Source organism: Pseudomonas sp. GW821-FHT09C09 (genome assembly GCF_059418105.1).
The window spans coordinates 503,539-526,426 of the sequence record NZ_JBWKPF010000004.1 but is presented as its reverse complement, the minus strand read 5'-3'; the positions used below and the strand labels follow the sequence as shown (position 1 = coordinate 526,426).

The window sequence follows — 22,888 nt, the reverse complement described above, 5'->3', positions numbered from 1 at the left end:
TTATATACCCTAAGCGCGTATAAAATTTAAATAAACTAACTTTTAGGAATATGCATAGACGATCGAAAGCTCACTTGGCTTTGCGCTCCGCAGCCATGGGTATTTGCCTCAAGGGCACTTTCAGATAAGGATTCACGCAGCCAATCTTCAGGGTGCGGGGCGGCGCCCAGCGCGAGTTGTTGCCGACCCGGTCGATGATGCAATAGGTCACGTCAAGCCGCAGGTCTTCACCCGCTTCGACGATGACTGCCGGTGGCACCCAGACCTGGATTCCCTGGCCGACATCGGCTTGCGTGACAGGGGGCAGATCCATTCGTGCGTCGCCCCAGCGCAGGGTGATTTCGTCACCCTCGGCCATGTTCAGGTAAGGCTCGATGGTCAGCGGGACGCCGCGCTTGATCTGGCTCGGGTTGACCCCACGCCGGCGGATGACGTCTGGAAGGCTGACCGGCAGCAAATACTGGTTTTCCTCTGCGCTGCCTGTTGCGAATTGCCCGCCCGGGCAGTCGAGCTTCACCTGGAACCGGGCGCCGGCCGACAGCGCCGGGTTTCTCCCGACCTGCATGACCCGATAGTGCACGCAGGGTGAACCGTTGACGATGAAGCTCTCCGGCACCCTGAGGCTGACCGTGCTTCCGATATCGCCGGCAGTCAGCACACGGGAAGCGGCATAGCAGTCATCCCAGAACAGCTCGATCAGATCGCCGCTGTCCATATGGTCATAAGGTCCGATTTCGACCGACAGGTTGGCGGCCGCCATGAGGTTGATTCCAGCCCCGTGGGTTTGCTCCAGGGTTGGTGGTGGCAGTAGCGGGATGTTTGAAATGCAGGTCATCGGTTTCTCTCCTTGAAGCCTTGCAGCGAAGTCCGTATCTGAAAGAACGAATGGCGTGAATTAATCGGCAATAAAACTTAGGTGTTGCGTACAGGTTTGAAAGTGTCTTGTTGAACTAGCGTGCGCCGGTTGATGACTAGATAAGAGTTCGTCGGAAGAGGTGTCAAGCGAGTGGTTTAGTTAATCCGTGAATTACGGATTAATCAGAAGGTTCCTACGTTGTTGTAGCAGTCGGACTAGGTAGGGAAAGGAAAGAGGCTACAGGTTTTCGCGGTTTTCAGCGTGTTTGACTGTTCGTTCTGCTGAAGCAAGGAATCAGAGTGCGGCGAATTTTATGCGCAGGAAGTTGTTGCAGGACATATATATGTACTGCCTTTTCAAGGGGTGGGTAGTTTATGTTTTGAAAGTGATTTTTATATCGGGGGAAACACTACTTCCATCCATGGAAGTGAGTGTGGGTGCAGGCGGAGTTCTCAGCCGTTGTTGCGAAACTTGCTGAGAAACTGTCGGGTGCGTTCTTCTTTCGGATTGGCGAACAGCGCCTTGGCTTCACCTTGCTCGACGATCACGCCTTTATCGAAAAACACCACGCGGTTGGCCACGTCACGGGCGAACGCCATTTCGTGGGTCACGATAACCATGGTGCGTTTTTCTTCGGCCAGACCGCGAATGGTCGCCAGTACTTCGCCCACCAGTTCCGGGTCGAGGGCCGATGTAGGCTCGTCGAACAGGATCACTTCCGGCTCCATCGCCAGCGCCCGGGCAATCGCCACGCGCTGTTGCTGGCCACCGGACAGGCGCCGTGGGTAGGCGTCTTCCTTGCCCGCCAGGCCGACCTTGGCCAGCAGCTTCTTGCCCAGGGCAATGGCTGCGTCGCGAGGCGTCTTCTTGACCACGATCGGGCCTTCGATGACGTTTTCCAGCGCGGTGCGGTGGGGGAACAGGTTGAAGTTCTGGAACACGAAGCCTACGTGCTGGCGCAGGGTGCGCACCAGATTCTGCTGCTGGTTCAGGGGACGACCGGTATCGATCTCGATATCGCCGACCTTGATCCGGCCGCTGGTGGGTTGTTCGAGGAAGTTCAGGCAGCGCAGGAACGTGGTCTTGCCCGAGCCGCTGGGGCCGATGATGGCCACGACCTCGCCTTCCTTCACTTCAAGATCGATGCCGTTGAGCACGACTTGACCCTTGAACTGCTTGGTCAGTTTTTCCACGACAATCATGGGGTCAGGACTCCTGGTCGTGCCGATTGACCCGCTCTTCCAGCTTGTTCTGGAAGTGCGACAGCACTGTGGCCAGAATCCAGTAGATCAGCGCGGCGGCAAGATACATGGTGAAGACTTCGAAAGTCCGGGCGGTAATCAGTTGTGCCTGACGGAACAGCTCCGGCACCTGGATGGTGGCGGCCAGCGCGGTGTCCTTGACCAGTGAAATGAAGCTGTTGCCCAGCGGCGGCAACGCCGTGCGCATGGCTTGCGGCAGGATGGCCCGGCGCAGGGTCTGCGCGCGGGTCATGCCGATGCTTGCAGCCGCTTCCCACTGACCACGTTCGATGGAGCCGATCGCGGCACGCAGGATTTCACAGGCATAGGCGGCCATGTTCAGCGAAAAGCCGATCAGGGCTGCCGGCAGCGGGTCGAGCTCCAGCCCCAGTTGCGGCAGGCCGTAATAGATCACGAACAGCTGCACCAGCAACGGCGTGCCGCGAAAGAACGACACGTAGATGCGGGCCAGCCAGCTGACCGATTTGAAACGCGACAGGCGCATCAGCGCCAGGCCAAAGCCCAGCAGCAGGCCGAAAAACATGCCGCCGAGGCTGAGGACTACCGTGTAGTACGCGCCCTTGAGCAGAAAGGGCGCGGAGTCCAGTGCGAGTTGGAAAGCTGCTTCCATTATTGAGTGACGTCAGCTTGGAAGTACTTTTCCGAGATCTTGGCCAGGGTCCCGTCGGCACGCAGCTCGTCGAGGGCCTTGTTCACGGCCGCCAGCAGCTCAGGCTCGCCTTTGCGCAGGGCGATACCGGATTCCTGACGGGAGAACGCCTGACCGGCCGCTACGGTTTTCGGTGCTTTCTTGGCGTACTCGAGGGCGGCCAGACGGTCGATCAGAATCGCGTCGGTACGGCCGTTGTTCAGGTCGGCGAACTTGGTCGGATCATCGTCGTAGGTGCGCACGTCGGCACCCGGTACGTTGGCACGAACCCACTGCTCGTAGTTGGTGCCCAGGCCTACGCCGACTTTCTTGCCGGACAGGTCGGCGGCAGTCTTGATGTTCAGCGCAGCTTCCTTGTCCTTCAGCACCAGCGCCTGAATCCCGGAGATGGTGTAAGGCTCGGAGAAGTCATACTTCTTCTTGCGCTCGTCGGAGATGGTCACCTGGTTGACCACGACGTCCAGACGCTTGGATTCCAGCGCGGCGAGGATGCCGTCCCACTTGGTTGGCTGGATCTTGGCCTTCACGCCCAGCTTCTTGGCCAGGGCTTCGGACAGCTCGACTTCGAAGCCGGACAGTTTGCCGTCGGCATCGACGAAGCTGAACGGTGGGTAAGTGCCTTCCAGGCCGACGTTGATAACGCCTTTGTCCTTGATCTGTTGCAGTTGCTCACCGGCAACGACGCTGCTGATCAGACCGGCGCTCAGTGCCAGGCCCAGCGAACCTACCAGCAGATTTCGACGTAGTGCGGAAAGAATCATGACAAGCCCCTGTGTTTTCTTATGGAAGACGCTTAAGGAAAGTTGGCGAATCCGGGAGTTGAACGACAGCGCTATCCTGCCTTAAAGCAGCTTATGCGTCTCTCGCGAAATTCGCCTGCGGCGAGACTATAAGACTGTTTTTTTAGAATGGAAAATAATGAATTTTCCATTTGTTATTCATATGTGGAATATGTGTTTTTGTATTCCGGTTGATCCCACCCGCTGCGCGGGAGGGCTTCAACGGACGCAAAGGGACGCGGAGCGTCCCGGCCTGCCTTCCCACGCCGAGCGTGGGAACGAGCGCATCAGAGAAAATCCTTGTAGGCAAACAGCGCCGGGGCGCCGCCGGTGTGCAGAAAGATGATCGGGCCGTCGTCGAAACGCCCGCGCCCGATGCCGTCGAGCAACCCGGCCATCGCCTTGCCGGTGTAGACCGGATCCAGCAGCACGGCGTCCTGGCTGGCCAGCAGCTTCACCGCAGCCAGCGTCCCGGCATTCGGCTCGCCATAACGCGGGCCGAAGTATTCGTCCCACAACTCGACCTTGAAATTCTCCGGCAACGCCACGCCCAACAGATCGGCAGTGCGTTCGGCCAGACCCTGAACTTTCGGGCGCTGATCTTCTTCGCTGCGCGATACCGTCACGCCGATCACCGGCAAGTGCGGCAGCACTTCGCTCAAGGCCAAGGCCATACCGCTGTGCGTGCCGGCGCTGCCCGAGGCGAGCACCACGGCGGAAAATTGCAGACCGGTGTCCTCGATCTGCTGCGCCAGTTCCAGGCCCGCCCGTACATAACCCAGCGCGCCGATGGCGTTGGAGCCGCCGATCGGCACCAGATACGGCTTCTTGCCGTTGCTGCGCAGGCGTACGGCGAGGGCGGCCAGTTGTTCGTCGGCGTTGTCGAGGTTGTCGACCAGCTCGACCTTGGTGTCGAACAGATCCAGCAACAGGCGGTTGCCGTTGCCGGTGTAGTTGCTGTCGTCGGTGCCCAGCGGATTTTCCAGCAGGGCCACGCAGCCCAGGCCCAGTTTCGCGGCCAGCGCAGCGGTCTGGCGAACATGGTTCGATTGCAGTGCGCCGGCGGTGATCAGGGTGTCGGCGCCTTGGGCGAGGGCATCGGCGGCGAGGTATTCGAGCTTGCGCAGCTTGTTGCCGCCCATGGCCAGCGGCGTCAGGTCATCGCGCTTGATGTAGACATCGCGGCCGAGCCAGGTGGACAGGCGTTCGAGTTTTTCCAGTGGGGTCGGTTGGCCGAGCAGGTCGAGGCGGTTAAAGCGTTGCAGCTGTTGTTTGATCGGTTGTGTGGACATGGTTCCGTACTGGCGGAGGAAGATCACAGGACTATAGGCACGCCGATTTACCGGGGCAACCGTCATTCGCTTATAGCCAAATGTGCTTAGCCCAGCACTATCGGTTCTTAATTCGCCTCCGGGGCGTTGCCGTAAAGTAGTGGCCGTTGACGCGGCCAGACAGTCCGGCCGCCCGTGAGGAGTCTTTACCGTGAGCGAGCGTTCCAGCCATTGGCAATTGCAGACCATCGTCAGCCAGCTGCGTACCGCGCGGGATCAGTGGCGTGCACAAAATGGCCGCGCCAGCGGCGAGCAGGGCGGGCGCGAACTGCCGTCCCGTGATGCGATGGCGCAGATTCTCGAAGCCTTGTGCGGGGCGTTGTTCCCGATGCGTCTGGGGCCGGTGGATCTGCGTGAAGAGAGCGAGGATTTTTACGTCGGGCACACCCTCGATGTTGCGTTGAATGCGTTGCTGGCCCAGGCACGACTCGAACTGCGTTACGTCGCCCGCCACAGCGCCCGGGATGACAGCGAAGTCGAGGCGCAGGCCATCAGGATCATTCAGGATTTCGCTTTGGCGCTGCCAGGCCTGCGCAGTCTGCTCGACACCGATGTGCTGGCCGCCTATCACGGCGACCCGGCGGCGCGCAGCGTCGATGAAGTGCTGCTGTGCTATCCGGGGATTCTGGCGGTGATCCACCATCGTCTCGCGCACCATTTGTATCGCGCAGGCCTGCCGCTGCTGGCGCGGATCAGTTCGGAAATCGCCCACTCGGCGACCGGCATCGATATTCACCCGGGCGCGCAGATCGGCCGCAGTTTCTTCATCGACCACGGGACCGGCGTGGTGATCGGCGAGACCGCGATCATCGGCGAGCGCGTCAGGATCTACCAGGCAGTGACCTTGGGCGCCAAACGCTTCCCGGCGGACGAGGACGGCCAGTTGCAGAAGGGCCATCCACGCCATCCGATCGTCGAGGACGATGTGGTGATTTACGCCGGCGCGACGATTCTCGGGCGGATCACCATCGGCAAGGGTTCGACCATCGGCGGCAACGTGTGGCTGACTCGCAGCGTGCCGGCGGGGTGCAACCTGACCCAGGCCAATCTGCAGCATGATGACGGGACGCAGAAGTAATTTTCCTGTCCGTTCGTTCCCGCGCAAGGTGGGAACGAACGCCCTCGCCACGGCGTCATACCCCTCCCTGAGCCAGCGTACGAAAGCGACCGCTGAGCCCTGCGATTAGTCCTGAGCGTGCTATCCATGTTTAACTTGAACGTTCATTCAAGTTAAACCGGTAGCTCGCTGCCCGCTCACAACAGGAGGCTTGCCTTTGCTGAGTCCGATCATTTCAGCCATTTTCCAACCCCTTGAGGTGCACCGTTCATGAGTGCATCGTCCACCCCCGCCAGCGGTCTGGTACGCATGAATCCGCCGGTGTTCTGGTTCGCCGCAACGGTGATCCTGCTGTTCGGCCTGACCGTTATCGCCATGCCGGAACAGGCCGGTGCCTGGCTGCTTGAAGCGCAAAACTGGGCGGCCAATACGGTCGGCTGGTACTACATGCTCGCGATGACCCTGTATCTGGTCTTCGTGGTGGTCACCGCGTTATCGGGCTACGGCAAGATCAAACTCGGTGCCGACCACGACGAACCCGAATTCAGTTACCTGTCCTGGGCCGGCATGCTGTTCGCCGCCGGGATCAGCATCACGCTGTTTTTCTTCTGTGTCTCCGAACCGCTGACCCACATGCTCCAGCCGCCACAAGGCGAGGCCGGAACGGCGGAGGCGGCGCGTCAGGCGATGCAGATCCTGTTTCTGCACTGGGGCCTGCACGGCTGGGGCGTGTTCGCCTTCGTCGGCATGGCGCTGGCGTATTTTGCGTATCGACACAACCTGCCGCTGGCCCTGCGCTCGGCGCTGTACCCGCTGATCGGCAAACGCATCAACGGCCCCATCGGCTACGCGGTGGATGGCTTCGGCATCATCGCCACGGTGTTCGGCCTCGGTGCGGACATGGGCTTTGGCGTGCTCCATCTCAATTCCGGTCTGGACTACCTGTTCGGCATCGCCCACACCCAGTGGATTCAGGTGGGTTTGATCACGCTGATGATGGGCGCAGCGATCATCGTCGCCGTCTCCGGTGTGGATAAGGGCGTGCGGGTCATGTCCGACATCAACATGCTGCTGGCCTGTGCGCTGCTGCTGTTCGTGTTGTTCGCCGGCCCCACCCAGCATTTGCTCAACACCCTGATCCAGAATCTCGGCGATTACCTTGGCGCGTTGCCGACGAAGAGTTTCGACCTCTACGCCTACGACAAACCGAGCGACTGGCTCGGTGGCTGGACGGTGTTCTACTGGGCCTGGTGGATTGCATGGTCGCCGTTCGTGGGCCTGTTCATCGCACGGATTTCCCGTGGCCGGACCATCCGCGAATTCGTCTTCGGCGTGCTGCTGATCCCGCTCGGTTTCACCCTGGCGTGGATGTCGATCTTCGGCAACAGCGCCATCGATCAGGTGCTCAACCACGGCATGTCGGCACTGGGCATGTCGGCTCTCGACAACCCGTCGATGACCCTTTACCTGCTGCTGGAAACCTACCCGTGGAGCAAAACTGTCATCGCGGTGACGGTGTTCATCAGCTTCGTGTTCTTCGTCACCTCCGCCGACTCCGGCACCGTAGTGCTCTCGACCCTGTCGGCCAAGGGCGGCAACCCGGATGAAGACGGGCCGAAATGGCTGCGGGTGTTCTGGGGCGCGATGACCGCGCTGATCACCAGTGCGCTGCTGTTCTCCGGCAGCATCGATGCGCTGAAGTCAGCGGTGGTGCTGACCTCGCTGCCGTTCTCGCTGATTCTGCTGCTGATGATGTGGGGGCTGCACAAGGCGTTCTATCTGGAGTCGCAGAAGCAGATTGCGCAACTGCATTCGCTGGCGCCGGTCTCCGGTTCGCGACGTGGCAAGGGTGGCTGGCGCCAGCGCCTGAGTCAGGCCGTGCACTTCCCGTCGCGGGACGAGGTGTACCGCTTCATGGACACCACGGTGAAACCGGCCATCGAAGAAGTAACGGCGGTATTCGTCGAGAAGGGTCTGAACGTCGTTACGCAACCCGATCCGGCCCACGACAGCGTCAGCCTGGAAATCGGACACGGCGAGCTGCATCCGTTCATCTATCAAGTGCAGATGCGCGGCTACTTCACGCCGTCGTTCGCCCGCGGCGGCATGGGCTCCAAGCAGCTCAACAACCGTCGCTACTACCGCGCTGAAGTGCATCTGAGCGAAGGCAGTCAGGACTACGATCTGGTCGGTTACACCAAAGAGCAGATCATCAACGACATCCTCGACCAGTACGAACGGCACATGCAGTTCCTGCACTTGGTCCGTTGATCGGAGCAGGGCGCCGGGACGGTTTCAGGTCTCGGCGCTCAGCACCATGAACAACACCAATGCCGCGATCGGCACGCCAAACACGGCGCTGCCAATCGCAATCTCCGACCCCAGCGGCTGCCCGGCGTGCACCACGCCGACCGCGCCGTTGATCACCGTCAACGCCAGCCACAACGCCGCGAAACCGTAGGCCATGGTCTGACGACTGAAGCCGATGCGCTCGCCGATGTAGAGCATCAGCGCCAGCAGGATCAGGCCGAAGAAGATGATGATTGCGGTGTGCATGGTCGCGCCTGTGGGATGTGCGGTGTTACCTAGAGCATAGCCAACTCAACTCTCGCCGTGCTCGTCAGGTGCTTTCCCGCTCAATGACCGTGCATTGCAGCAGATTCAACCGCTGCACCTCATCGCACGGCAACACGCCCAGACTTTCCAGCACCCGCGTCGCCGCCAATACACCGATCTCCAGCGCCGGCGGTTTGATGGTGCTCAGGCTCGGCAGCAGCATCTCGGCGAACGGGTAGTCGCCGAAACCGAGGACGGCGCAGTCTTCGGGGATCTTGAGGCCGGCGCGTTGCCCGGCGAGCAGGCCGCCGGCGGCGAGGTTGTCGTTGGCGAAGAAGATGGCGTCGGGGCGCGGCGAGGCGTTCATCAGCGCTTCCATCGCTTGCTTGCCGGCCTCGAACGGGGCGCAATCGGCGTCCGGTGCGAATACCCACGGTTCCAGGCCCAGCTCGCGAACCGTTGCGGCGTAACCGTCGCGACGCTCCAGCGCACTGAAGTCGCCGGGGGCGCTGTTCTGCACGAAGGCGATTCGCTGATAGCCTTTGCCGTGCAGATAACGGGCGGCGCTGACTCCCACTTCAAAGTGCGAAAAGCCGATCTGCATCGGCTCGCGATCCGGTTGGTAATCCCAGGTTTCGATCACAGGAATATCCGCTTCGGCCAGCATCTTTTCCGTGCCCACGCTGTGAAAGTGGCTGGTGACTACCAGCGCTGCCGGCGACCAGCCGAGGAATGCCCGCACGGCGTTCTCCTCCTGCTCAGTGCTGAAGTAACTCGATGCCAGAAGAAGCTGATAGCCGTGGCGGCTGAGGGTGTCGCTGAAGCCCTGAATGGTGTTGGCGAAGATCGGCCCGGAGATGTTCGGGATCACCATGCCGACGATTTTTCCCCGCGCCGAAGCGAGGCCGCCGGCCACCAGATTCGGTACATAACCCAGCTCGGCAACCACCGCCGCGATCCGTTCGCGGCGTTCGGGCGAGACCTGTTCCGGCTGGTTGAAGTAGCGCGACACGGTGATTGCCGAAACACCGGCCTGGCGCGCCACCGCGTTGAGGGTCACGCGACCGGCGCCACGGCGTTTGCGGGGCTTTTCTTCGCTCAAGGCTCGATCCTTCTTAAAAACCAAAACGCATATAAAAGTAATTTTTCAGTATTGGACGCTCTATGCCGGGCTTGCCAATACTGGCGATGTTAGCGCTAACAAAGCGTATTGTCTGCTACTCGCTCGAGCGAATGCCCAAGACACCGAGACAGGCGCTGTCGTCGCAGAACGGCAGCGGTTCAGGGCAACTTTTCGAGCGGGCAAACATGCACAACATTCCTGGGGCGATACACAAACTGGCGCAATCGATCCGCGCTGCGGGCTGGCTACTCACCGGGCTGGCCGCGCTGCCGCTACCCGCTGCGTTCGCCGCCGACAGCAGCGATCAGGAGCCGACACTCAAATCCGTCACGGTCACCGCCACCCGCCGCGAAGAGTCGCTGCAAAAGGTCCCGGTGGCGGTGTCGGTGATCGACGGCGAGCAACTGGAGCGCGACAACCGCAACAGCGTGGCGAGCATCGTCCAGCAAGTGCCGTCGCTGAATTTCCGCACTGGCGCATCGAACAAGGACACCTCGCTGTTCGTGCGTGGCGTGGGGACGATTTCCACCTCGCCGGGCGTCGAGCCGACGGTGGCCACGGTGATCGATGGCGTGGTCTACGCCCGTCCCGGTCAGTCGACTCTGGATCTGCTGGATCTGGAACGCGTCGAAGTCTTGCGCGGTCCGCAAGGCACGTTGTTCGGCAAGAACGCCTCGGCCGGCGTGCTGAATATCACCAGTAAGGCGCCGACCACCGAGACCCACGGTTACATCGATCAGTCGTACTACAGCGGCAACGAAAGCCGCACCCGTTTCGGCATCGGCGGCAGCCTGATTCCGGACACGCTCAAGGGTTCGATCAGCACCTTGTTCGGCAGCTATGACGGTAATGTCGACAACAAGCACAATGGTCAGGAGGTCAACGGCTACAACCATCGCGGCGTGCGCGGCAAACTGGAATTCACCCCGAACGACGACGTCACTTTCACCCTGATCGCCGACTACATGCAGTCCCATGATGACGGCCCCAATGGCGTCGTCACCAAGTCGCTGACCCCGGCGTTCACCAATGCACTGAGCCCGGTCAGCGCCACCAGTCACAACCGCGATATCAACACCGACACCCGCACCCACGTCGAAGACACCAACAAGGGCCTGTCCGGCCAGCTCGACTGGCAACTGGGCGATTACACCCTGACGTCGATCACCGCGTGGCGCGGCTGGGACAACACCCAGTATCAGGACGGCGACCGCCTCGGCACGGTGACGGCCGCGTTCCCCGGCACGGCGGACAAGGGCGACCTGGCCTTCGACCAATACTCGCAGGAGCTGCGTCTGGCGTCGCCGAAAGGCGAGTTCCTCGAATATGTCGGCGGCCTGTTCTACATGCACGGCAAGGACGACGAGACCTATCAGCGCACGCTGACCACCATCACGCGGACTGACCGTGGCGTCGCCGATTACAGCACCACCAGCGACAGCTACGCGGTGTTCGGCGAAAGCACGCTGAATTTCACCTCGGACTTCCGAGGCATCGCCGGCCTGCGCTACACCCACGACGATCTCGAATACGATCACCGTCGCGTCTCCACTTCCGCCACCACCGTCAGCGGCATTCAACCGGCCACCAGCAGTTCCGGTTCGGTGGACGAGGACGGCTGGTCCGGTCGGCTCGGTTTGCAGTACGACCTGAGCGATACCGTCACCACTTACCTGACCTACTCGCGCGGCTACAAAGGCCCGGCCTACAACGTGTTCTTCAATATGCAGCCGCGCGATACCGAAGCGCTGAAACCGGAAACCTCCAACACCTGGGAGGCAGGGATCAAAGCCTCGGCCTGGAACAATCGCCTGACCACCAACCTCGCGGTTTTCCACAGCGACTACGACAACTATCAGGCGAACTTTTTCGACACCGTCGCCGGACAAGTCGTAACGCGCCTGATCAACGCCGGCAGCGTCAGCACCGAGGGCGTGGAACTCGACTACGCCCTGCAGGCGACCCAGCAACTGAAGTTCTCCGGCGCACTGGCCTACACCCGCGCCCGCATTGATGAATTCGCCTGCCCCGCGGGCGCGGCGGCGTCGTGCAACGTCAACGGCAAGCCGCTGCCGTTCAGCCCGGACTGGAAAAGCTACGTGCGTGCCGACTACACCATTCCGCTGGAAAACGGCCTGGATATCGAACTCGGCACCGACTACAGCTGGCAGAGCGAAGTGCAGTACGACATCAGCCAGAACGCCGACACCAAACAGGGCGCCTACGGCCTCTGGAACGCCAGCGTCGCCCTGGCCGATTACACCAACGGCTGGCGCGTGGCGTTGCTCGGCAAAAACCTCACCGACAAGTCGTATTCGCCGTTGCTCGCCAGCGGCGGCAACTACATCTACCGCGCCGTGCCTCGCGACGACGAGCGCTACTTCGGCGTGCAACTGCGCAAGGATTTCTGAGATGAGCAGACAGCTGAAACTCGGCGCATTCCTCATGGGCACCGGGCACCATGTCTCCGCGTGGCGTCATCCGGACGTACCGGCCAACGCCGGGCTGGATTTCGCCCACTACAAACGTCTGGCGCAGATTGCCGAGGCGGCGAAGTTCGATACGTTGTTTGTCGCCGACAGCGTTGCCGCGCCGACTCACGACATCGCCAGCCGCATGGCCCGTTCGGATCACTTCGAACCGCTGACCTTACTCTCGGCGTTGAGCGCAGTGACCGAGCACATCGGCCTGATCGCCACCGCCACCACCAGCTACAACGAGCCGTACCACGTGGCGCGTAAATTCGCGTCCCTCGATCACCTGTCGGGCGGCCGGGCGGGATGGAATCTGGTGACCTCGGACAACGCCGCCGAAGCGCAGAATTTTGGCCGCGATGAACACATCGGCCATGCCGAGCGTTACAGCCGTGCCCGGGAATTTCATCAGGTGGTGACCGGGCTCTGGGACAGTTGGCAGGACGATGCCTTTCTCCGCGACAAGGCCAGCGGCGCCTATTACGACCCGGAAAAACTGCATGTGCTAAATCACGTCGGTAAGCACTTCCGGGTCAAGGGCCCGCTGAATGTCGCGCGTTCGCCACAGGGTCAGCCGGTGATCGTGCAGGCCGGCTCGTCGGAAACCGGACGTGATTTGGCGGCGCAGTCGGCCGAAGTGGTGTTCACCGCGCAGACCTCGCTGGCCAGCGCTCAGGCGTTCTACGCCGACCTCAAGGGACGTTTGCCCAAGTACGAGCGCAGTGCTGATTCGCTGAAAATCATGCCCGGCGTATTCGTTGTGGTCGGGCAGACGGAAGCCGAAGCGCAGGAAAAATGTGAAACGTTTCAGCAATTGGTCGAACCCGAGGTTGGCGTCGCCTTGCTTGGGCGTATGCTGGGCAACTTCGACCTGTCGAAGTACCCGCTGGACGGGCCGCTGCCGGATTTGCCGCTGACTGAAAGCGGCCAGCAAAGCCGACAGAAACTGCTGACCGAACTGGCCGGCCGCGAACATCTGACGCTGGCCGAACTGGGCCGCCGAATCGCTGGTGGTCGCGGGCATTACAGCGTTGTCGGCACACCGGCGCAGATTGCCGACTGCTTGCAGGAATGGTTCGAGCAAGGCGCGGCGGACGGATTCAACGTGCTGGTGCCGCACCTGCCCGGCGGGCTCGAAGACTTCGCCAATGGCGTGGTCCCGGAACTGCAACGGCGCGGACTGTTCAGAACCGAATACGAGGGCCGGACCTTGCGCCAGAACCTTGGCCTTGCCCGGCCTGACAATCGCTTTGCGTAGCAATCGACACCCATTTCAAGACCGACAAGAGAGGATTCGATGACTTACACCGCTGCCGAAAACCGCTATGACTCCATCCCTTACCGCCGCGTCGGACGCAGCGGTCTGGTGTTGCCTGCGCTGTCTCTGGGCCTGTGGCACAACTTCGGTGACAGCACGCCGATCGACACTCAGCGCGCCTTGCTGCGCACGGCGTTCGATCTGGGGATCAACCACTTCGACCTGGCCAACAACTACGGCCCGCCCTACGGCAGCGCTGAGACCAATTTCGGCCGCCTGCTGCGCGAAGACTTCAAGCAGTACCGCGATGAACTGATCATCTCCAGCAAGGCCGGTTGGGACATGTGGCCCGGCCCTTACGGCCAGGGCGGTGGCTCGCGCAAATACGTGCTGGCCAGCCTCGACCAGAGCCTGCAACGCCTGGGGCTGGACTATGTAGATATCTTCTATTCGCACCGCTTCGATCCGGACACCCCGCTGGAAGAAACCGCCAGCGCCCTTGCCACTGCGGTGCAGCAAGGCAAGGCGCTGTACATCGGCATCTCGTCGTACTCCGGGGTAAAAACCCGCGAAATCGCCGCGCTGCTCAAAGAGTGGAAAGTGCCGCTGTTGATTCACCAACCGGCCTACAACCTGCTCAACCGCTGGGTGGAAAAGGACCTGCTCGACACCACCGACGAACTCGGCACCGGCGTGATTGCATTCACCCCGCTGGCGCAGGGTCTGCTGACCGACAAATACCTCAACGGCGTGCCGGCGGATGCACGGGTCAATCGTCCGGGCGGTGGGTCGTTGCAGGCTTCGCACTTGTCCGAGGCGAACATTGCTCATGTGCGGGCGCTGAACGAGATCGCCAAGCGTCGTGGGCAGAGCCTGGCGCAACTGGCGTTGGCGTGGACGCTGCGGGATCCGCGAGTGACCTCGGCGCTGATCGGCGCGAGCCGGCCGGAGCAGATTGTCGAGAACGTCGGGGCGTTGAAGAATTTGAATTTCAGTGCGGAAGAGTTGGCGGAGATTGACCGGTTTGCCCAGGAGGGCGGGATCAATCTTTGGGAGAAGCCTTCGACGGCTGAATAACTACAAGCTGATCGTTCCCACGCAGAGCGTGGGAACGATCAGTTGTTCAGCGGAAAAACGGCACATCCCCCAACACCGTCGCCCGCTGCATCACCCGCCGCGCCGGACGGTAATCATCCACCGCGTAATGCTGCGTTACGCGGTTGTCCCAGAATGCGATGTCGTCCTTCTGCCAGCGCCAGCGAATGGTGAATTCCGGCCGCGTCGCGTGGGCGAACAGGAACTTCAGCACCGCTTCGCTCTCGGTTTCCGACAATTCATTGATCTTCGACGTGAAGCCTTCGTTGACGAACAATGAACGCCGCCCGCTCACCGGATGCGTACGAATCACCGGATGCGACAGCGGTGGATTCTTGCGCCGTGCCTCTTCCCACTGCGCCAGTGCTTCCGGCGTGTTGCCGTAACGCTCCAGCGGAAACGAGCGGGTGAAGTCGTGAGTCGCGGTCAGCCCTTCGAGCAGCGCTTTCATCGGCGCCGACAGCGCCTCATACGCGGCAATCCCGCTGGCCCACAACGTGTCGCCACCGAACTCCGGCAACAGCTTGGCGCTGAGCACCGCGCCCATGGCCGGGGTTGGCAGGAAGGTCACGTCGGTGTGCCAGATCGCGTTGTCGCGCACGTCGGTGACGGCGGTGTCGAGGATCAGCACTTCCGGTTGTTCAGGCACGTTCGGGTAGATCGGGTGAATGTGCAGGTCGCCGAAATAGTGGGCGAAGCGTGCCTGTTGCGACGGCTCGATCGGCTGATTGCGGAAGAACAGTACCTGGTATTTGAGCAGCGCCTGCTCGATGGCATCGCGTTGTTCCAGGTTCAGCGGCTGGCTGATGTCGACGCCGCTGATCTGTGCGCCGAGGGCCGAGCTTAACGGGGTGATGTTCAGGCTGCTCATGGTGGTTCTCTTCAATTCCGGGGCCCCGAAACTGTCGGGGTAGTCAGTGCTGAAAAATCAGTGGGTCTGGCCGTGCCACGGCACCAGTTTGCGTTGCAGGGCACGCAGGCCCATTTCCATGGCGAAGGCGATCAGGGCGATGACCAGAATCCCCAGCACCACCACATCGGTGACCAGGAACTGCGCGGCCGACTGCACCATGAAGCCCAGGCCGCTGGTGGCCGCGATCAATTCGGCAGCGACCAGCGTCGACCAGCCGACACCGAGGCCGATGCGCACACCGGTCAGAATGTCCGGCAGGGCGCTAGGCAAAATCACGTGGCGAATCAGTTGTGCGCGAGTCGCCCCCAGCGATTGCGCAGCGCGCAGTTTGGCCGGGTCCACGGTGCGCACGCCGGTGGCGGTGGCAATCGCGATCGGGGCGAAAATCGCCAGGTAGATCAGCAGCACTTTCGACAATTCGCCGATACCGCACCAGATCACGATCAGCGGCAGATAGGCGAGTGGCGGAATAGGGCGGTAGAACTCGATCAGCGGATCCAGCACGCCACGGGCGATGCGGTTGGCGCCGATGGCAATGCCTACCGGCACGGCAGTCAGAATCGCAAAGCCGAGTCCCAGACCGATGCGGCTCAGGCTCGCGCCCAGGTGCTGCCACAACGTCGAGTCCATGTAGCCCGTGGTCGCCAGCAACCAGCCTTTTTGCAGCACGGCGGACGGCGGTGGCAGGAACAGCGGTTCGATCAGACCGGTGGCGGTCACGGCCCACCAGATCACCAGCAACGCGAACAAGGTCAGCAGGCTGATCCAGCGGGTGCTGAGGCTGCGGCGCACGGGAATCACCACCGAGGTGGCGGCGGGTTTCACTGCGGCGGCGGAAACGTCGTAACTGCTCATGCGCGCTCCTGCCGTTGAACGGCGCTGCGTTGCGAGAACACTTTGGCGAGCACGTGTTCGCGGGTTTCGATGAAGCGCGGATCGGACTTGATCGCCCGCGCCGATTCGCCGGCGGCGTAACGCTTGCCGAAATCCAGGTGCAGGCGCTCGACGATCTGCCCCGGATTTGGTGCCAGCAGAATCAGGTCGGTGGCGAGGAACACCGCCTCTTCAATGTCGTGGGTAATCAGGAATACCGGTTTGGCGGTGCGTTGCCAGACTTGCAGCAACAGCTCCTGCATCTGTTCGCGGGTGAAGGCGTCGAGGGCGCCGAAGGGTTCGTCCATCAGCAAAACGCGCGGGTCGGCGGCTAGAGCACGGGCCAGGCCGACACGTTGCTTCTGGCCGCCGGAAAGTTGCCAGATGCGACGCTTTTCAAAACCGGAGAGATCGACCAGCGCGAGCATTTCCCGGGCGCGCTGTTCGCGTTTGTCCTTGGCCACACCTGCCAGCTCAAGGCCGAAGGCGACGTTGGCCAGCACGTCCTGCCAGGGCAGCAGGGCGTCGTCCTGGAATACCACGCCGCGCTCGGCGCTCGGGCCTTTGACCGGCACACCGTCGAGGGTGATACGCCCGGCGCTCGGTTCGACGAAACCGGCAATCAGGTTCAACAGCGAAGTCTTGCCACTGCCGGACGGGCCGAGAGCCACCAGCAATTGCTGGGGCCCCAGAGTCAGAGAGATATCCGCCAGCACCGGTTCCGGGCTGCCGGGATACTGTGCGCTGATGCGCTCCAGCTGTAGCAAGGCCATCGCAGTTAACTCCCGATCAGTTGGTGATGTACTTGGGGGTGACGTACGGCGCGTAGTCCGGCAGTACCGCTTCGACCTTGCCTTGCTCCTTGAGGAACGCAGCGGTGTCGGTGATGGCTTTGGTGGTCGGCGCGCCGAGGTCACTGACCTGATCCGCCGCCAGCGGGTAGACGTTGCCCTGCAGCAGCAATGGAATGTCGCTGGCCTTGGCGCCGGACAGTTTCACCAGTTTGTCGACGTTGCTCTGATTGGCCAGCCAGGCTTTCGGATCCTTGCGGTAGTCGGCGTAGGCGTCGAGGGTGACCTTGGCGAACGCGGTGACGATTTCCGGATGCTTCTCGGCGAAGTCTTTGCGCACGATCCAGGCGTCGAAGGTCGGCGCGCCGAACTTGGCCAGCTCGCCGGAAGTGATCAGCACTTTGCCGTTTTCCTTGGCCACACCCAGCGCCGGATCCCAAACGTAGGTGGCATCGATGTCACCGCGCTTCCACGCGGCAATGATTGCCGGCGGGGCGAGATTGAGGACAGTGACTTTCGAAGGGTCGATGTTCCAGTGCTTCAGCGCGGCCAGCAGGCTGTAGTGACCTGTGGACACGAACGGCACGGCGATTTTCTTGCCGACCAGATCCTGCGGCGTCTTGATGCCGGAACCGTCACGGGCGACCAGCGCTTCGGCGGCGCCGATCTGGGTGGCAATGAGGAAGGTTTCCACCGGGACTTTGCGGGTGACGGCTGCGGTCAGCGGGCTGGAACCGAGGTAGCCGATCTGCACGTCGCCGGAAGCGATGGCCGAGATGACGTCCGCGCCGTTGTCGAACTTGCGCCAGCTGATGTCGGCCTTGGTGGCTTTCTCGTAGGCGCCGTCGGCCTGGGCGACTTTCGCCGGGTCAACGGTGGTCTGGTAGGCGACGGTGAGGTCGGCGGCCTGGGCCAGGAAACTCGCAGCAGCCAGAGAGGCCACGGCCAGCAGGCGAAGCGGGACATTCAGTTTCATTGAAAAGCTCCATATCAGGCGACCGAGCGTCGGCGTGAAAGGAGACTAAATGATCTAAGAAACTAAAAATAAATAACTTTTTAGACTTAGCTTATGAGCGGAAAAATCTAAGGGAAGGCAGAGCAGATCGTTCCCACGCTCTGCGTGGGAACGATCAAAGATCACGGATGGAAGCGATCAGTTGCTGATCGCCAGAATGCTCGCCTGATACGACCCGACAAACACGTCGAAATCGCCCACCTCGTTCTGCTCCAGCTCAGCCTGTTGCGCCAGTGACGAGCGCGCCAGTTCTTCAAACTTCGCCTGTTCCTCAGCCGCCAACGGCTCGCTGCGGAAGAACTCGGCGTGGGCCTGGCTCTGGCGCAGGGAGAATTGCGCGAAGCTTTCCTTGTGCTCGGCCATGGCTGCCAGCACCTGGGCCGATGGCGTCAGGGACGAATCCTTGACCTTGGCCAGTTGCGCATCGAGGGCCTTGCTGTGAGCGTCGCCGCCGTGGCTTTGGTCGAGCAACGCGGCCAGCGGAGCAATTTTTTCCAGCAGCTCCGCCGCCCATTCCTTCATGTCGACCGGTTGGCCGTCGCGCTGCAATTGCAGGCCCGGACGGCGACCTTCCTTGACCACGCTGAGGAAGTTCGACGTGGCGTTGCCGCAGCTGATGTTGGTCAGCAGCGGGCTGTCGTTCAGCGCGCAGTACAGCAGGAACGCGTCGAGGAAGCGCGACTCGGTGAGGTCGATGCCCATCGGCAGGAACGGGTTGATGTCCAGGCAGCGCACTTCGACGTACTGGATGCCACGGGCCATCAAGGCCTGGATCGGCCGCTCGCCGGTGTAAGTCACGCGTTTCGGGCGGATGTTCGAGTAGTACTCGTTTTCGATCTGCAGGATGTTGGTATTCAGTTGCACCCACTCGCCATCCTGGTGCGTTCCGACTTCGACGTACGGCGCGTATGGCGTGGCCACCGCCTTGCGCAGGCTGTCGGTGTAGCTTGCCAGGTCGTTGTAGCAAGGGGTCAGGCCGGCCTGGGCGTTGCTCTGGTAACCGAGGTCGCTCATGCGCAGGCTGGTGGCGTAAGGCAGGTACAGGGTGTCCGGATCCAGTTGTTCCAGCTGATGCGAACGGCCGCGCAGGAACCCCGCGTCCAGCGCCGGCGAAGCACCGAACAGGTACATCAGCAGCCAACTGTAGCGACGGAAGTTGCGGATCAGCGCGATATAGGACGACGACTGGAAATCCCGGTCGGTGCCAACGAAGCCTTCGGCTTCTTTCAGCAGCGGCCAGAGTTTTTCCGGCAGAGAGAAGTTGTAGTGAATCCCGGCGATGCACTGCATGGTCTTGCCGTAACGCAGGGCCAGGCCCTTGCGGTAGACGTACTTCAGCTGACCGATGTTGGAGGTGCCGTAATAGGCGATCGGGATGTCTTCCTCGGCCGGCAACGGGCACGGCATCGATGGACTCCACAGATACTCGTTGCCGAGCTTGCTGTAGGCGAAGCGATGAATCTTGTCCAGGCTCGCCAGCGTGTCGGCCGGATCGGGCAGGGCAGGCGTGATGAATTCCAGCAGCGACTCGGAATAGTCGGTGGTGATTTGTTCGTTGGTCAGCGCGGAACCCAGGCTTTCAGGGTGCGGCGTTTGCGCCAGTCGACCCTCGCCGGTCACGCGCAGGCATTCACGTTCGATGCCGTGCAGGCACTGTTCGAGCAGAGAGAGGTTGGCGCGCTCACCGAGCAGAGCCAGGCGGCGGTTGAGAAGTTCGCTCAATTTGGATTCCTTCACGCGTCAGTCGCCCCAATATGGGGGTGGGCAGGACGGTCTACAAGGGTGAAGTTGAAACTGGCGTTTTCGCCTGGTTTTCGGGCCATGAAAGCCCCATTGCAAACGCCAACTTCAGTCCCTGAATCTGGCAGACGCGGGCGAGGAAAACTCCGACGCTGCGATCACAGCGCCGAAATTAACTCAAATCGATGACGAGTAGCTACAGGACAGCGAACGTGCCTTGCGCTTTTGCGACCAGTTTGTCGCCCTGCATCACGTCGGCTTCGACCACCAGCGTGCGCCGGCCCGGGTGGATCACCCGCGCCGTGCACATCACCTCGCCTTCGGAGACGGCGCGGATGTAGTTGATCTTGCACTCGATGGTCGCGCTCTGCTGGTCAAAACCGTGGGTGCTGGAACAGGCCAGCCCCATGGCGATATCGACCAGACTGAACAGCGCGCCGCCGTGCAGCTTGCCGCCGCGGTTGCGCAGTTCGGGTTCCAGCACCAGGGCGACTTGCGCCACCCCGGTTTCCAGGCTGTGCAGGCGGCAGCCCAACAGCTTGAAAAACGCGCTCTCGACGAGCCCGGCCGGAATTTCCATCAGCGTTTCTTCAACTGCTTGGCGTTGGCGAACAGCGACGCCATCGCGTTATTGGCTGGAGCCGCCGGGGTGCTTTCCTTGCGCGGAGCCGAACCCTGAGACTGGCGTGGCGCCGAGCCCGGACGCGAACCACGGGCACCGTCGATCTTCTCGCCCGGGGTGTCGCTCATGCGCATCGACAGGCCGACGCGTTTGCGCGGGATGTCGACTTCCATGACCTTCACTTTCACCACGTCACCGGCCTTCACCGCTTCGCGTGGATCCTTGATGAACTTCTCCGACAGCGCCGAAATGTGCACCAGACCGTCCTGATGCACGCCGATGTCTACGAACGCGCCGAACGCGGTCACGTTGGTCACCACGCCTTCGAGGATCATCCCCAGTTGCAGGTCCTTCAGGTCCTCGACGCCCTCCTGGAACTCGGCGGTCTTGAACTCCGGACGCGGGTCACGGCCCGGTTTTTCCAGTTCCTGCAGGATGTCGGTGACGGTTGGCAGACCGAAGGTCTCGTCGGTGAATTTCTTCGGATCCAGACGCTTGAGGAACGAGGCGTCGCCGATCAGCGAGCGGATGTCGCGGTCGGTTTCAGCGGCGATGCGTTGCACCAGCGGATACGCTTCCGGGTGAACGGCCGAGGAGTCCAGCGGGTTGTCGCCGTTCATCACGCGCAGGAAGCCGGCGGCCTGTTCGAAGGTTTTCTCGCCCAGACGCGCGACTTTCTTCAACGCGGCACGGGTCTTGAACGCGCCGTGCTCGTCACGGTGAGTCACGATGTTCTGCGCCAGGGTCGCGTTGAGGCCGGAGATCCGCGCCAGCAGCGCCACGGACGCGGTGTTCACGTCCACGCCCACGGCGTTCACGCAGTCCTCGACCACGGCGTCCAGGCCGCGCGCCAGTTTCAGCTGCGACACGTCGTGCTGGTACTGGCCGACACCGATGGATTTCGGATCGATTTTCACCAGTTCGGCCAGTGGATCCTGCAAGCGACGGGCGATGGACACGGCGCCACGGATCGACACGTCCAGATCCGGGAATTCCTTGGCTGCCAGTTCCGATGCCGAATACACCGATGCGCCGGCTTCGGAGACCATGACCTTGGTCATTTTCATTGCTGGATATTTTTTGATCAGCTCGATAGCCAGCTTGTCGGTCTCACGGCTGGCGGTGCCGTTGCCGATGGCGATCAGGTCGACCGAGTGCTTGGCGCACAGGGCGGCCAGGATGGCGATGGTCTGATCCCACTTGTTGTGCGGCACGTGCGGGTAAACCGTGGCGTGATCCAGCAGCTTGCCGGTGGAGTCGACCACCGCGACCTTGCAGCCGGTGCGCAGGCCCGGGTCGAGGCCCAGAGTGGCGCGCGGGCCGGCCGGGGCGGCCAGCAGCAGGTCGTGCAGGTTGTGGGCGAACACGTTGATCGCTTCGGTTTCGGCGCCGTCGCGCAGCTCGCCCAGCAGGTCGGTTTCCAGGTGGGTGTAGAGCTTGACCTTCCAGGTCCAGCGCACCACCTCGCCCAGCCATTTGTCGGCCGGACGGTTCTGGTTCTGGATGCCGACGTGCTGGCCGATCATGCCTTCGCACGGGTGCAGGGTGCCCGGCAGTTCTTCACCGACTTTCAGCGCGGAGCTGAGAATGCCTTCGTTGCGGCCACGGAAAATCGCCAGCGCGCGGTGCGACGGCATGCTTTTCAGTGGTTCGTCGTGTTCGAAGTAATCGCGGAACTTGGCGCCTTCCTCTTCCTTGCCGGCGATCACGCGGGCGCTGAGGGTGGCTTCCTGCTTCAAATAGTTGCGCAGTTTGTCCAGCAGGTTGGCGTCTTCGGCGAAGCGCTCCATGAGGATGTACTTGGCGCCTTCCAGGGCAGCCTTGGCGTCGGCCACGCCTTTTTCGGCGTTGATGAAGCGCGCGGCTTCGGTTTCCGGGGCCAGCGACGGATCGTTGAACAGACCGTCGGCCAGCTCGCCGAGTCCGGCTTCCAGGGCGATCTGGCCCTTGGTGCGGCGCTTCTGCTTGTACGGCAGGTACAAGTCTTCGAGGCGGGTCTTGGTGTCGGCGAGTTTGATTTCGCGCTCCAGCTCAGGGGTGAGTTTGCCCTGCTCCTGGATGCTGGAAAGGATGCTGATGCGCCGTTCGTCGAGTTCTCGCAGGTAGCGCAGACGCTCTTCCAGATGACGCAGCTGAGTGTCATCGAGACTGCCGGTCACTTCTTTCCGGTAACGGGCGATGAAGGGAACGGTAGAGCCTTCATCGAGTAGCGCGACGGCCGCTTCGACCTGTTGCGGGCGTACGCCGAGTTCCTCGGCGATGCGGCTGTTGATGCTGTCCATAAAACCACCTGACAAATTGTGAAAGCAGGCTCGCAGGCGCATAAATAAGGGCCCGGAGTCTGGTGGGGCGGCCTGACGCTTGCCGCTGCCTGGGTCAAAAGGCATCCCATTGACCCGTGAAATCGAACAATTACTGCGGCGCCCATGAAAATAAAGGACGGCCACCTGCGGTAACGATTCAGACGTTGCCTGGCACAAAAGGCCGCGCATTA

At 61.7% G+C, this 22,888-nt stretch carries 19 protein-coding genes; 5 read left to right on the top strand and 14 right to left on the bottom strand.

All coding sequences use genetic code 11. The features are described 5' to 3' along the window. Window positions 1-70: 70 nt before the first annotated feature. The 5 genes from AC07NR_RS15915 to AC07NR_RS15895 all read right to left on the bottom strand — a co-directional run bounded on the left by AC07NR_RS15915 (window position 71) and on the right by AC07NR_RS15895 (window position 4,838). A complete protein-coding gene (locus AC07NR_RS15915; protein ID WP_495078919.1) occupies window positions 71-835 on the bottom strand; it encodes a hypothetical protein in 765 nt (254 codons plus the stop codon). A gap of 473 nt (window positions 836-1,308) precedes the next feature. After that, window positions 1,309-2,058, bottom strand: coding sequence for an L-cystine ABC transporter ATP-binding protein TcyN (tcyN, locus tag AC07NR_RS15910; RefSeq protein ID WP_114881002.1), 750 nt, complete (start codon window positions 2,056-2,058; stop codon window positions 1,309-1,311). Between the two features lie 4 nt (window positions 2,059-2,062). After that, window positions 2,063-2,728, bottom strand: a complete 666-nt coding sequence (gene tcyL, locus AC07NR_RS15905; protein WP_114881003.1) for a cystine ABC transporter permease — start codon at window positions 2,726-2,728, stop codon at window positions 2,063-2,065. Further along, window positions 2,728-3,528 (bottom strand): cystine ABC transporter substrate-binding protein, encoded by an 801-nt coding sequence (tcyJ, locus tag AC07NR_RS15900; protein ID WP_495078918.1) that lies wholly within the window; start codon window positions 3,526-3,528, stop codon window positions 2,728-2,730. The genes tcyL and tcyJ overlap by 1 nt, the downstream gene beginning before the upstream one ends. A 305-nt stretch (window positions 3,529-3,833) precedes the next feature. Beyond that, entirely contained in the window at window positions 3,834-4,838 is a 1,005-nt protein-coding gene (locus AC07NR_RS15895) for a D-cysteine desulfhydrase (RefSeq protein ID WP_495078917.1), read from the bottom strand. Between the two features lie 190 nt (window positions 4,839-5,028). Here AC07NR_RS15895 and epsC point away from each other — a divergent pair, with 190 nt between their 5' ends. Beyond that, window positions 5,029-5,955 (top strand): serine O-acetyltransferase EpsC, encoded by a 927-nt coding sequence (epsC, locus tag AC07NR_RS15890; protein WP_085733345.1) that lies wholly within the window; start codon window positions 5,029-5,031, stop codon window positions 5,953-5,955. 288 nt (window positions 5,956-6,243) lie between these two features. Continuing rightward, entirely contained in the window at window positions 6,244-8,205 is a 1,962-nt protein-coding gene (betT, locus tag AC07NR_RS15885) for a choline transporter BetT (protein WP_167443790.1), read from the top strand. Window positions 8,206-8,229: 24 nt separating this feature from the next. Here the strand turns inward: betT and AC07NR_RS15880 are convergent, their stop codons facing one another. Together AC07NR_RS15880 and AC07NR_RS15875 are read right to left on the bottom strand one after the other, a co-directional pair. Continuing rightward, the gene (locus tag AC07NR_RS15880; RefSeq protein WP_265812660.1) at window positions 8,230-8,490 is read right to left on the bottom strand and encodes a hypothetical protein; all 261 of its coding nucleotides are present in this window, start codon (window positions 8,488-8,490) and stop codon (window positions 8,230-8,232) included. A gap of 64 nt (window positions 8,491-8,554) precedes the next feature. After that, on the bottom strand, window positions 8,555-9,592 hold the full coding sequence (locus AC07NR_RS15875) for a LacI family DNA-binding transcriptional regulator (RefSeq protein ID WP_495078916.1): 1,038 nt from the start codon (window positions 9,590-9,592) through the stop codon (window positions 8,555-8,557). A gap of 206 nt (window positions 9,593-9,798) precedes the next feature. On the opposite strand from AC07NR_RS15875, the gene AC07NR_RS15870 reads away from it, so the two are divergent. From AC07NR_RS15870 to mgrA, 3 genes are read left to right on the top strand one after another with little or no spacing between them, the layout of a single operon-like run. Then, window positions 9,799-12,024 (top strand): TonB-dependent receptor, encoded by a 2,226-nt coding sequence (locus tag AC07NR_RS15870; protein ID WP_495078915.1) that lies wholly within the window; start codon window positions 9,799-9,801, stop codon window positions 12,022-12,024. A 1-nt stretch (window position 12,025) separates the two neighbouring features. Further along, window positions 12,026-13,345, top strand: a complete 1,320-nt coding sequence (locus AC07NR_RS15865) for an LLM class flavin-dependent oxidoreductase (RefSeq protein WP_495078914.1) — start codon at window positions 12,026-12,028, stop codon at window positions 13,343-13,345. Window positions 13,346-13,384: 39 nt separating this feature from the next. Further along, window positions 13,385-14,422, top strand: coding sequence for an L-glyceraldehyde 3-phosphate reductase (gene mgrA / locus AC07NR_RS15860; protein ID WP_248738669.1), 1,038 nt, complete (start codon window positions 13,385-13,387; stop codon window positions 14,420-14,422). Window positions 14,423-14,468: 46 nt separating this feature from the next. On the opposite strand, the gene tauD is transcribed toward mgrA, so the two are convergent. The 7 genes from tauD to AC07NR_RS15825 form a co-directional block, all read right to left on the bottom strand. Beyond that, entirely contained in the window at window positions 14,469-15,311 is an 843-nt protein-coding gene (gene tauD, locus AC07NR_RS15855) for a taurine dioxygenase (protein ID WP_493065890.1), read from the bottom strand. A 57-nt stretch (window positions 15,312-15,368) separates the two neighbouring features. Then, window positions 15,369-16,208 (bottom strand): taurine ABC transporter permease TauC, encoded by an 840-nt coding sequence (gene tauC / locus AC07NR_RS15850; RefSeq protein WP_495078913.1) that lies wholly within the window; start codon window positions 16,206-16,208, stop codon window positions 15,369-15,371. Beyond that, window positions 16,205-16,999, bottom strand: a complete 795-nt coding sequence (tauB, locus tag AC07NR_RS15845; protein ID WP_248738667.1) for a taurine ABC transporter ATP-binding subunit — start codon at window positions 16,997-16,999, stop codon at window positions 16,205-16,207. The genes tauC and tauB overlap by 4 nt, the downstream gene beginning before the upstream one ends. A gap of 16 nt (window positions 17,000-17,015) precedes the next feature. Beyond that, window positions 17,016-17,993 (bottom strand): taurine ABC transporter substrate-binding protein, encoded by a 978-nt coding sequence (gene tauA / locus AC07NR_RS15840; RefSeq protein ID WP_134825137.1) that lies wholly within the window; start codon window positions 17,991-17,993, stop codon window positions 17,016-17,018. 177 nt (window positions 17,994-18,170) lie between these two features. After that, entirely contained in the window at window positions 18,171-19,754 is a 1,584-nt protein-coding gene (gene gshA / locus AC07NR_RS15835; RefSeq protein ID WP_495078912.1) for a glutamate--cysteine ligase, read from the bottom strand. Window positions 19,755-19,968: 214 nt separating this feature from the next. Continuing rightward, window positions 19,969-20,352: a PaaI family thioesterase gene (locus AC07NR_RS15830; protein WP_085712709.1), complete on the bottom strand. Its 384-nt coding sequence runs from the start codon at window positions 20,350-20,352 to the stop codon at window positions 19,969-19,971. Continuing rightward, window positions 20,352-22,676 carry a Tex family protein gene (locus AC07NR_RS15825; RefSeq protein ID WP_423204679.1) on the bottom strand — a complete coding sequence of 775 codons (2,325 nt, stop codon included), beginning with the start codon at window positions 22,674-22,676 and terminating at the stop codon, window positions 20,352-20,354. Before AC07NR_RS15825 ends, AC07NR_RS15830 begins: the two co-directional genes overlap by 1 nt. Window positions 22,677-22,888: the final 212 nt, after the last annotated feature.